Below are 328 nucleotides of genomic sequence, written 5' to 3' on the forward strand. Positions count from 1 at the left end.
TGGTGTTTACATCGGCGGCACGGCTCTTGGCATCGCCGAGGGTGCCGTAAATACCTATCTCGAGCAGGCACGCAGCAGGATCTCGCGCGCCTCGGGCAAGGCGGTGAGCGACTTCCCAACCCAGCAGGTGAAGATCGCCGAGGCGCTTTCCTGCATCGAGGCAGCCCGCCTGCTCATCTACGGCGCATGCGATCAGATGACGGAGATCCTCGAGTCTGGCCGTCTTCCGAGTGACGAGGAGCGTGCGCGTTGCCGCGCCGAAGCAACGTTCGCCGGGCAGCTTGCGACCCGTGCCGTGAACGTTGTCTGGGACGCGGCCGGCGGAGGC

General features: G+C 65.9%; 1 protein-coding gene. It reads left to right on the plus strand.

The window, feature by feature from the left end; genetic code table 11:
- Positions 1–328, plus strand: a 328-nt coding sequence (locus P0D70_RS36910; protein WP_408188145.1) for an acyl-CoA dehydrogenase family protein, incomplete at both ends; no start/stop codon positions are given.

This window comes from Paraburkholderia sp. RL17-381-BIF-C (assembly GCF_046026435.1).
GTDB lineage: Bacteria > Pseudomonadota > Gammaproteobacteria > Burkholderiales > Burkholderiaceae > Paraburkholderia.